The following is a 9716-nucleotide window of genomic DNA, read 5'->3' on the forward strand; positions in this document are numbered from 1 at the left end:
GGTGAGTGATCATGGAGAGGTGTCGATGAGTAAGCACGCGGCGATCGAGTCCGACGAGATTGTCGCCGAGCGGACGGCCATGGCGGCCGAGCTGGTCGAACGCCTGACCCGCTGGCGCGACGATTTCCCGACCCCCGGTGTCCGCTTCGCCGACCTCACGCCTGTCTTCGCCGATCCCGAGGGCTTCCGCGCGGTGATCGACTGCCTCGCCGCCTGCGCGCCGGACGCCGACCTGGTCGCCGGGGTGGACGCCAGGGGCTTCCTGCTCGGCGCGGGCGTCGCCGCCACCCTCGGCACCGGCGTGCTCGCCGTCCGCAAGGCGGGCAAGCTGCCGCCGCCCGTGCTGAAGCGCGAGTACAGCCTCGAGTACGGCACCGCCGCCCTGGAGATCCCGGCCGACGGCGTCGACCTGAGGGGTCGCCGGGTGCTGCTGCTCGACGACGTGCTCGCCACCGGCGGCACGCTGGCCGCCGCCGCGGACCTCTTCCTGTCGGCGGGCGCGGAGATCGTCTCGGCCGCGGTCGTGCTCGAGCTGAGCTTCCTGGAAGGCCGGAGCCGTCAGGGGGAGTACCCGCTGGCCTCCATCGTCCGTATCTGATTGTCCGGCGGCCGCTTCCGGTCGTTGACGTGGCATGTTTCGACGTGCCGAGCGGCCCGTAGGTCCCACATTCTCCGGTAGCGAATTGCTATCGTCTCGGTCGTTGTCGAGTGACCGGTGATGATGGAGAGGGCAGGGTGGCCAGGACACTGCAGCCGAGTGCGCTGTCGGGTTCGATGATCAGGTCTTTGGTGGGCGCGGTCGCGGTCGTGCTAGCGGTGACCGTCATCGGGATGTACCACCCGTCCCGCGAGCAGCCGCCGGATCTGACCGCTCTCACCGAGCAGTGGACCGCACTACACGACGGCCCGCAGCCGTACTCCGACGTGAACATCCAGTGGGACGTTCCCATTCAGATGAGCGACGGCGTCGTCCTCAAGGCCAACGTCTACCGTCCCGCGCAGACCGGCGGCCCGGTGGAGACGCGGCCACTGCCGACGATCGTGAACCTGACCCCCTACACCAAGCTCATGACGAACCTGATCGATTCGGCGCTGGCAGTGCCTCGCATGCAGCAGCTCACGGTGGACCTGGCGCGGCGGGTCAACGTCTCGGGCACGCCGATCACCGGATTCGCCGATCTGCTGCACGCGTTCGACGGCGGGACGGTGCAGACCGTGCTCGGCATCGATCGCAATCTCATCCGCAGCGGCTACAACCTCGTCGTGGTCGACGTCCGCGGCACCGGTTTCTCGCAGGGCGCCTGGGACACCCTCGGCGCCCGCGAACAGCTCGACACCCGCGAGGTGATCGACTGGGCCGCCACCCAACCCTGGTCCGACGGCAAGGTCGCGATGAGCGGCGGGTCCTACGCGGGCATCAACCAGTTGCGGGCCGCCGAGGACGCGCCTGCGCCGCTGAAGGCGATCTTCCCGGTGGAACCGGGCAGCGATCTGATGCGCGACGTGGTCGCGCCGGGCGGCGGCATCGGCACCACCTTCCTGCCGCTGTGGCTCAGCAACGTCAATCAGCTCAAGCTGATCCCCGACGTGTCCTCGATGCTCGAGGGCACGTTCGACTGGGCGTGGTTCCACGAGCGAATGTCGGACCCGACCACCAACTTCGATCTGCTCGCCCAGGCACTGCTGACGCCGTCGCTGGATCGCGTCCCACCGGCGCTGGCCGACGCGCTCGACGCCGACAGCCCGTTCCGGCAGGGCATCCTCGGCCATCCGGAGCGGGTGAACGTCCCGGCCTTCGTCTACGGCGGCTGGCACGACATCTTCGCCAACAGCGCCACCAACCTGTTCAACGCGATGCCACTGCCCGACAACCAGAAGAAGCTCGTCGTCGGCAACACTTATCACGCCAATCCCGGCGCGGGAACCGGTGTGCCCGGCGCCCCGGCCCGGCTGGACGTCTTGCAGCGCGCGTGGTTCGACAGGTGGCTCAAGGACATCGACAACGGCATCGACGGATACGGCCCGATCGTGATGTGGGAGCAGGGCGGCGGCTGGATCACCTTGGGAGGCTTTCCGCAGCCGGGTATCGTGCATCGCCGCGTCTACCTGTCGGCGCAGGCCAGCGGCGCCGCCGAGGACGTGGTGCACGACGGCTCACTGACGTCGACCAGCCCCGCCGGGGCGGACGTGCTCACCGTCGCGCCGGGTCTCACCACGATCTGCTCTCGCGACACCGCCCAGGCCTCGGCGGGCCTCACGTCGTTCCTGGACATGTGCACCAAGGACGCCAGGATCGCCGAACGCAACGCCCTCACCTTCACCAGCGCGGCCGTCGCCGAGCCGACCGTGATCTCTGGGCCGATCAACGTGCACCTCAACACGGTGCACGACGCCACCGACGGCTACTGGAGCGTCACCGTCAACGACGTCGCGCCCGACGGTACCTCGGTGGTCCTGTCCACCGGCCAGTTGACCGCCTCGATGCGGGCCGTCGACGAGGCCAAGAGCACCCGCTCGCCCTCCGGCGACTACACCGCGCCGTTCAACCCGATCACCCTGGACAGCATGCTCCAGGTGGTGCCCGGTGAACCGGTCGCGCTCGATATCGCCGTCATTCCCACCCAGGCGGTCCTGCAGCCGGGCCACCGGCTGCGGGTCGCCGTCTTCGCGGGCAACTCGCCGAAAGGACTCCCGTTCCGGCCGATGCTCAACAACACCGAGCTCAAGCCCCAGTATCTGAGCATCGATCCGAACGCGCCCAGCTTCGTCAACCTGCCCACCGATCGGCCGCTCTAGGCGTACCTCCGCCTTCGCTCCGGCCATGCGCGGTCTGTCGACGGATTCCGTCCGGCGGTGTCGATCGTGCGTACCTTCGGCCGTCGCTCCGGCTATGCGCGGGCTGAGGACGGACTGTGTCCGGCTGCGCCTGTTCGGCGAACCTCCTGCCCGCGCTCCGGCGGCGCGCCTCAGGCTGTCGCGCCGACCGCGGCGGGCGGCTGGGCGGCCCGCGCCCGGCGCATCAATCCGGGGTGGCAAAGCAGGCCGGGGCCGAGCTTCGCTGCCAGGAAGCTCAGTGCGAGCCAGGGGCGCAGGTGCGGATCGAGCCTGCGGATGCGGCCGTCCTCGGCGAGTTCGAGGACCATGGCCTCGGTCATCCGGAACGGTCCGACCTTCGCCTCGGCCAGCAGCACCCGGTGCGCGCCGTCGCCGAGCCGCGCGGTCCAGCGCAGTCCGGATATGCCGCGGTAGACCACCGTGAGCAGGACGCGCAGGTCGTCGTGTCCGCGGAAGACTAGGGCGCCCGAGATCGGCGAGTGCAGCTCGGCGTCCGGGGCGAGCGTCTCCATCAGCGCGTCGATATCGGCGGTCTCGGTCGCCGCACAGAACTGATCCACCACATCCGGCATGTCCACGCACCCTTCCGTTCGGTTGTCCGGTAGCCAACGTAATCAAGTCACTTGTTTTTTGCAACGGACTAGAATGACGGGGTGGCCAAGGCTGACCTATCCGAGATCGTCTGCTCGATCGCCCGCACGCTCGACGCGGTGGGGGAGCGGTGGACCCCGCTGATCCTGCGCGACCTGTTCGTCGGGATGACGCGCTTCGAGGACCTCCGGCGCGATCTCGGCATCGCCTCGAACGTGCTCGCCGCCCGCCTGGAGACGCTGCGGGCGCACGGCATCGTCGAATCGCGGGTCTACCAGACGAATCCGGTGCGGCGGGAGTATCTGCTCACCGACAAGGGGCGCGATCTCTATCCCGTGCTGGCCACGCTGATCGCCTGGGGGGACAAGTGGAGCGCGGGACCGGAAGGGCCGCCGGTGATCTCTGTTCACCGCCCGTGCGGGCAGCATGCCTCGGGTGTGGTGGTGTGCGAGGAATGCGGCGAACCGCTCACGGCCGAGACGGTGAGCTGGCAGCCGGGCCCCGGTGCGCGGCGGGGCCAGGGGACGATGCTGGTGGGTGATTTCATCGGGGCCGCCGAGTGATTCGCCGATCGGGCGGGTGGCCCGCGGGGCGCCCGGCGTCGCGGGTGTGAGCGAAATTGCACTGGCACGATCGCCCGGTCTGTGTCTAACCTGGAACGGTCTTGTCCCCGTCGATCGGAGCATGTGTTGATTTCTTGAGGTTTCGCTTCCGGGCGGCCCGCGTACGCGCGCCGCGTTCCGTCGCAACCTCAGGGGTTCCGCATGACCTTTCTTTCTCTTTCCGATCTCACGTTCTCCTGGCCGGACGGCACTCCGGTGTTCGAAGGACTCGGCGCGGTGTTCCCGGCCGCGCACATCGGCGTGGTCGGCGTCAACGGCGCCGGGAAATCCACCCTGCTGCGCCTGATCGCGGGGGAGCTCGCGCCCGCCCGCGGATCGGTGGCGGTGACCGGACATCTCGGCTACCTCCGCCAGGATCTCGGGCTGGCGGACGGTCAGCGGGTCGACGCCGTGCTCGGCATCGACCGAGTGCGAAAGGCCCTGCACCGCATCGAATCCGGTGACGGCGACGAGCGCGACTTCGAGACCGTCGGCGCCGCTTGGGATGTCGAGGAGCGAGCCGTCGCACTGCTCGGCCGGCTGGGTCTGCACTACGTCGCGGATTCGGTCGAGGGGCTCGACCGTCGTCTGGACACCCTGTCCGGCGGCGAGACCGTGCTGCTCGGGCTGGTGGCCGAGTTGCTCGCCGAACCCGACGTGCTGTTGCTCGACGAGCCGACCAACAACCTGGATCACGTGGCGCGCGAACGCCTCTACGAGGTGATCGGGCAGTTCTCCGGGACGGTGATCACGGTCAGCCATGATCGTGAACTGCTCGAACGGATGACTGCGATCGCGGAGCTGCGCGCGGGCGAGCTGCGGCTTTTCGGCGGGAACTTCGGCGAGTACGAGCGCATCGTCGAGGCCGAACAACAGGCGGCGCGGTCGGCGGTGCGGGAGGCGCGCAACGACGTGCGAAGGCAGACACAGGAACTGGCCGAGACGCGGATCAAACTCGACCGCAGGCAGCGCTACGGCAAGAAACAGGCCGACAACATGCCGAAGATCCTGGCCGGAGCGCGCAAGCGCGCGGCGCAGGTGTCGGCGGGCAAGCTGCGCAACACCCACATCGAACGGTTGGACACCGCCAAGGAACAGCTCCAGCAGGCGGCGGAACTCGTCCGCGACGACAAGGAGATCCGCATCGACCTGCCCGGCACCCGGCTCTACCCGGGGCAGGAGGTGCTCGCGCTGGACGAGGTGACGCTGGCCTGCGGGCCGACGGTGACGCTGCGAATCTCGGGGCCGGAGCGGATCGCGCTGACCGGACGCAACGGGATCGGGAAATCGACGCTGCTGCGCCGGATCGCGGCGGCACCGCCTTCGGTGACGTGGCGGATGCTGCCGCAACGGCTCGACCTGTTCGACGAGAGTCGCTCGGTGTTCGAGAACGTGTCCGCCGCCGCGCCGCACGCGACGCCGTTGCAGGTCCGTTCCCGCTTGGCGCGCTTCCTGTTTCGCGGCGGCGACGCCGACGTCGCGGCGGGGGCGCTGTCGGGTGGTGAGCGATTGCGCGCCGCGCTCGCCATGCTGCTGCTGGCCGATCCCGCGCCGAGACTGTTGCTCCTCGACGAGCCGACCAACAACCTCGATCTGCCCAGCCTGCACCATCTGACCCAGGCGCTGGCCGGATTCGAGGGCGCGCTGATCGTGGTGAGCCACGACCCGCGTTTCCTCGACGACATCGGGGTGACCCGGCGGCTCGAACTCACCGAGGACGGGTTGGCCGACGCCGACCGGATCGCCGACGAGGACGCGCCGGACGTCGGCCCGGCGGTCTGACGTGGGCGTCTTGCGCGCGCCGGCTTTCGGCTGGCAAAATGTGCGGGTCGTCCGATTGGAGACGAAAAGTACTGTCGGGCAGACGCTTCCGCGGTCCGCCCTGGGATGAAGGGGGTCGACCCGGTGCAGTTCGCCCGACGCCTCGCCACCACGATCTTCGCCGCCGCCGCTCTGGTCGCGCTGGGCTCCGCCGCCGCGGGAACGGCCCAATCGGAGCCGTACTACAAGAACTGCACCGAGGTCCGCGCGGCGGGCAAGGCTCCTCTCCACAAGGGCGACCCGGGTTACGCCGAGCACCTGGACCGCGACGGCGACGGCATCGCCTGCGAACCGCAGCGTTGATCTCCGCGCCCCGGCGGGCCGGGAGCTCGAGGTCACCGCGGGCTCGCGGACCGCGCGAACGGCCGCGAGGGAGGGGTCTCGCCGAGCCTCCGGTCGTAGGATCGGTGGATGGCGGACGATCGACGGCCGCGCTTCCCCGGCCTGGAGTACGCGGAGGCCGCCGCGCACCATCGCGCGGTGGACGACTGGTTCCTGGCGCGGGTCCGGCCCGAGGACGCGGACACCGTGGTCGACCTCGGCTGCGGCAGCGGTGAGTTCACGGCCGCGCTCGCGGAGCTGGCGCCGCGCGGCCGGGTGATCGGGGTCGATCAGGATCCGTCCATGCTCTCGGCCGCGGACCGGTACTCGGCGCCGAATCTGGAGTTCGTGCGTGCCCCGGCCACCGAGTTCGATCGGTGCCTGGAGGCGGGCGTGGCCGATCTGGTGGTCAGTCGATCGATGCTGCACTGGCTCCCGGTCGCCGACTATCCGGCGGTGTTCGGCGCGGTATATCGCACGCTGCGTCCCGGCGGCTGGTATCACTCGGAATCCGGCGGCGCCGGGAACCTGGCGGGTCTGGCGGCGGTGTTCGAGCGGATCGCCGCCGCCAACGGACTGCGCCCGCCCGAGCCGTACCCGGACGCGGGCACCGTGTTCGACATACTGCGAGCCACCGGATTCGACATCCCCGGCGACGGCGTGCGCACGGTCGCCCAGCTGCGCCCGTTCACCCGCGCCCAGCTCGCCGACATGCTGCGCACGACGGCGTCCGCCGTGCTCACCCGGCAGGCCGATCCGTCCGACGCCCACCGGCTGGTCGAGGAGCTTGTCGGGGCCACCGACGAGCTCCTCCGCCCGGATGGCACCTACGACCAGACCTTCGTTCGTCTCGACATCCTCGTGCGACGCCCGACGGACTGACGCTCGCACCCGGGGCGGACGGCGTTCAGCCGACCAGCCCGAGGCAGAGCTTGAACGACGGCGTGCCGCCCATCAGGTACGCGCCCGCGGACTGGAGAATGCGGTCCTGAGCGACGATGTGCTGGCACATGGTGTTGGTGTCGCGCAGCCAGCGGTCCAGCGGCGAGGGCCGGTAAATGGCGGCCGTCTGGCGCAGGTCGTAGAGGCGGCCGACGATGGTGCGGGCGGTGCGGAAGGCGTGCAGTCGGGAGAGGGGCAGCGCGGCGCGCTCGGTCGGAGTCAGCTCGTCGAGCGTGCCTCCCGCGCCGAGGATTTCCCACTGGCGCCGCAGCGCCGTGTAGACGCCGGAGCGGGCGGCGTGCAGGTCGGCCTCGCATTCGGCGATGGTCACCTGGACGCGGTAATCGTCTGCCTTGGCGGCGGATTCGGCGCGCGCGTAGTCCAGCGCGGCGCGCGCGACGCCCAACGGGACCGCGGGCATGTTGCGCATGTGCACCTCGGGCTGGCCGAGCGGGCCGAAACCGTGTCGCACGGAAGCGAACTCGAGCGTGTGCTCCTCCGGGACGAACACCTCGGCGATGCGGTAATCGCAGCTGCCGCTGCCCGCCAGGCCCGTGGTGTGCCAGGTGTCGATGACCTCCACCTGCGCGCGCGGCACCATGAACAGTCGCGAATCCGGTGCGCCCGAGGCGTCGCGTTCGGGCTCGCCGTCGCGAACGACGAACGCGCCCGACACCACCCAGTCGGCGTGGGTGATGCCGCTGCCGAACTGCCAGCGGCCGCTGAGCCGGAAGCCGCCGGGGACGCGCTCGGCGCGGCCGGTCGGGAACAGCAGGCCCGCGGTCACCATGTCCAGGCTCGGGAACATCTCTTTGGCGACCGGCTCATCGAGGAACCGGGCGTACAGGCCGGTGTCGGAGCCGATCATGGCGCACCAGCCGACCGAGGCGTCGCCGTAGGCCAGCGCCTCGACCACCTCGGTCTGCTCGATCGAGGTCAGTTCGGGGCCGCCCCAGCCGCGCGCGAACGCCATGCGGAAGACGCCCGCGTCGCGCAGCAGCTCGACGATGTCGGCGGGCAGCCTGCGCGCGGCCTCGATCTCCTCGGCGCGCTCGCGCAGCTGCGGCGCCAGCGCCTGGGCGCGGGCCAGGATCTCGGCGCCGGAGCCGAGCGGGGTGGTGCGGGGTTCATCGACGAGTGTCATCCGCGGATCTCCTTGCTGAGCGGGGTGATCGCCTGGGGGAAACGGAAGAAGCCGTCCGGGTCGTACCGGTGCTCGAGCCGCGCCAGGCGGTGGTGGTTGGGTCCGTAGTAGGCGGACAAGTCGGTGAGGGCGGGGTCGGTGAAGTTCACGTAGGCGGCGTCGGTGGCGTAGCCGCCCATCTCCTCGTAGAGCCCGTCGAGCCATTCGAGGTTGCACCACACCGTCTGCGCCGAGTCGGTCTCGCTCCACGAGGTGTCCATGGAGACCAGGAACAGCGTGTCGCGGTGCGGGAAGGCGGTGTCGCCGACGGGGATTCGGTTGATCGCGCCGCCCCAGGTGAACAGCGCGACGCCCGCGCCGTCCGGGTTGGCGCTGCCGGGCCAGCGATCGATGGCGTCGATCACGACGTCGATCCCCGCCTCGGTCAGCGGTTTCGGCGTGCACCGGGTGCGCACCGCGAAGGGGTCGCCCGAGGTCTCGTGGTGCAGGAAATCCTTGGCCTGCCAGTAGTCGCGATCGGCGATGTCGACTCGCCGCGGCGTGGCGGCAGCGAGCGCCGGTTCCAGCAGTTCGCGCAATTCCGACGCGGGACCGAGGTGTTGGCCGATCACCGAGACCACGCCCGGGTTGTCGCCCGAACGGCTCGCGCCGATACGCGCCGCGAACTCGTCGGGCGCGGCCGCCATGATCTCCTGCATGACCGCCAGCACGCGCCGCGCGTCGCGCCATTCCCACAGCAGCAGGCAGGTCGAGCTGGACACGGTGGGCCGAGCCTGGAATGTGAACGACGTGTTCACCCCGAGGTTTCCGCCGCCGCCACCGCGGCAGGCCCAGAACAGGTCGGCGTTCTCGCGCGCGTCGCAGCGCAGCGTGCTGCCGTCGGCCAGCACGATCTCGGTCTGCACCAGCGCGTCCGCGGTGAGCCCGAACGCGCGCGACACCGCGGCCACGCCGCCGCCGAGCACCAGCCCGCCGATCCCGACCTGATTCGAATTGCCCAGCGGCACAGCTAGATCGTGCTCCTGTAGCGCGGCGTACACCGCGCCGTTGGTGGCGCCGCCGCCGACGGTCACCAGCCCGTTCGCCGCGTCGACCCGCACACCGCCGAGGCCGCGCAGGTCGAGCACCAGCCCGGTGCCGACCGAATGCCCGGCGTAGCTGTGCCCGCCGCCGCGGGCCACCAGCGGCACCTCGGCGTCGCGCGCCCACCGGATGGCCCGCGCGACGTCGGCGGCGTCGCGCACCGACAGCACCGCGCGCGGCCGAATGTCGGCGTACCGCTTGTTGAACGGGACGCTCGCCGCCGCGAAGCCGTCGTCGCCGGGGTAGCGCACCGTTCCCGCGTCCAAGCGGTCGAGACTCGTGAAGTCGGTCATCGGCTCGCCTCCGACGAGGTTGTGCGGCCGTAGCCGTCCCCGGAGACGAAGTCCGCCGTACCGGGGGGGGGGGGCGGGGCCGGG

9 protein-coding genes are annotated in these 9716 nt (G+C 70.5%); 6 read left to right on the forward strand and 3 right to left on the reverse strand.

Translation table 11 applies throughout. The features are described from left to right. Window positions 1-25 precede the first annotated feature (25 nt). Complete coding sequence (locus AC3ERS_RS27455) at window positions 26-598, forward strand: adenine phosphoribosyltransferase (RefSeq protein ID WP_431970977.1); 573 nt, start codon at window positions 26-28, stop codon at window positions 596-598. 233 nt (window positions 599-831) lie between these two features. Next, a complete protein-coding gene (locus AC3ERS_RS27460; RefSeq protein ID WP_431970994.1) occupies window positions 832-2796 on the forward strand; it encodes a CocE/NonD family hydrolase in 1965 nt (654 codons plus the stop codon). 170 nt (window positions 2797-2966) lie between these two features. Here the strand turns inward: AC3ERS_RS27460 and AC3ERS_RS27465 are convergent, their stop codons facing one another. After that, window positions 2967-3407, reverse strand: coding sequence for a nuclear transport factor 2 family protein (locus AC3ERS_RS27465; protein WP_431970978.1), 441 nt, complete (start codon window positions 3405-3407; stop codon window positions 2967-2969). Between the two features lie 81 nt (window positions 3408-3488). Here AC3ERS_RS27465 and AC3ERS_RS27470 point away from each other — a divergent pair, with 81 nt between their 5' ends. The 4 genes from AC3ERS_RS27470 to AC3ERS_RS27485 all read left to right on the forward strand — a co-directional run bounded on the left by AC3ERS_RS27470 (window position 3489) and on the right by AC3ERS_RS27485 (window position 7052). Next, a complete protein-coding gene (locus tag AC3ERS_RS27470) occupies window positions 3489-3989 on the forward strand; it encodes a winged helix-turn-helix transcriptional regulator (RefSeq protein WP_431970979.1) in 501 nt (166 codons plus the stop codon). Between the two features lie 201 nt (window positions 3990-4190). Beyond that, the gene (locus tag AC3ERS_RS27475) at window positions 4191-5810 is read left to right on the forward strand and encodes an ABC-F family ATP-binding cassette domain-containing protein (protein WP_431970980.1); all 1620 of its coding nucleotides are present in this window, start codon (window positions 4191-4193) and stop codon (window positions 5808-5810) included. A gap of 105 nt (window positions 5811-5915) precedes the next feature. Then, complete coding sequence (locus AC3ERS_RS27480) at window positions 5916-6152, forward strand: excalibur calcium-binding domain-containing protein (protein WP_488186864.1); 237 nt, start codon at window positions 5916-5918, stop codon at window positions 6150-6152. Between the two features lie 108 nt (window positions 6153-6260). Beyond that, window positions 6261-7052, forward strand: a complete 792-nt coding sequence (locus AC3ERS_RS27485; RefSeq protein WP_431970982.1) for a class I SAM-dependent methyltransferase — start codon at window positions 6261-6263, stop codon at window positions 7050-7052. A 25-nt stretch (window positions 7053-7077) separates the two neighbouring features. Here the strand turns inward: AC3ERS_RS27485 and AC3ERS_RS27490 are convergent, their stop codons facing one another. Together AC3ERS_RS27490 and AC3ERS_RS27495 are read right to left on the reverse strand one after the other, a co-directional pair. Then, window positions 7078-8256 carry an acyl-CoA dehydrogenase family protein gene (locus AC3ERS_RS27490; protein ID WP_431970983.1) on the reverse strand — a complete coding sequence of 393 codons (1179 nt, stop codon included), beginning with the start codon at window positions 8254-8256 and terminating at the stop codon, window positions 7078-7080. Further along, window positions 8253-9632, reverse strand: coding sequence for an FAD-binding oxidoreductase (locus AC3ERS_RS27495; protein ID WP_431970984.1), 1380 nt, complete (start codon window positions 9630-9632; stop codon window positions 8253-8255). Before AC3ERS_RS27495 ends, AC3ERS_RS27490 begins: the two co-directional genes overlap by 4 nt. Window positions 9633-9716: the final 84 nt, after the last annotated feature.

The organism is Nocardia sp. bgisy134 (genome assembly GCF_057708325.1).

Coding starts and splice junctions, on each gene's coding strand:
- AC3ERS_RS27460 (WP_431970994.1), top strand. CDS start 832: ATGTACCACCCGTCCCGCGAGCAGCCGCCGGATCTGACCGCTCTCACC.
- AC3ERS_RS27495 (WP_431970984.1), bottom strand. CDS start 9,632: ATGACCGACTTCACGAGTCTCGACCGCTTGGACGCGGGAACGGTGCGC.
- AC3ERS_RS27455 (WP_431970977.1), top strand. CDS start 26: ATGAGTAAGCACGCGGCGATCGAGTCCGACGAGATTGTCGCCGAGCGG.
- AC3ERS_RS27465 (WP_431970978.1), bottom strand. CDS start 3,407: ATGCCGGATGTGGTGGATCAGTTCTGTGCGGCGACCGAGACCGCCGAT.
- AC3ERS_RS27480 (WP_488186864.1), top strand. CDS start 5,916: ATGAAGGGGGTCGACCCGGTGCAGTTCGCCCGACGCCTCGCCACCACG.
- AC3ERS_RS27485 (WP_431970982.1), top strand. CDS start 6,261: ATGGCGGACGATCGACGGCCGCGCTTCCCCGGCCTGGAGTACGCGGAG.
- AC3ERS_RS27490 (WP_431970983.1), bottom strand. CDS start 8,256: ATGACACTCGTCGATGAACCCCGCACCACCCCGCTCGGCTCCGGCGCC.
- AC3ERS_RS27475 (WP_431970980.1), top strand. CDS start 4,191: ATGACCTTTCTTTCTCTTTCCGATCTCACGTTCTCCTGGCCGGACGGC.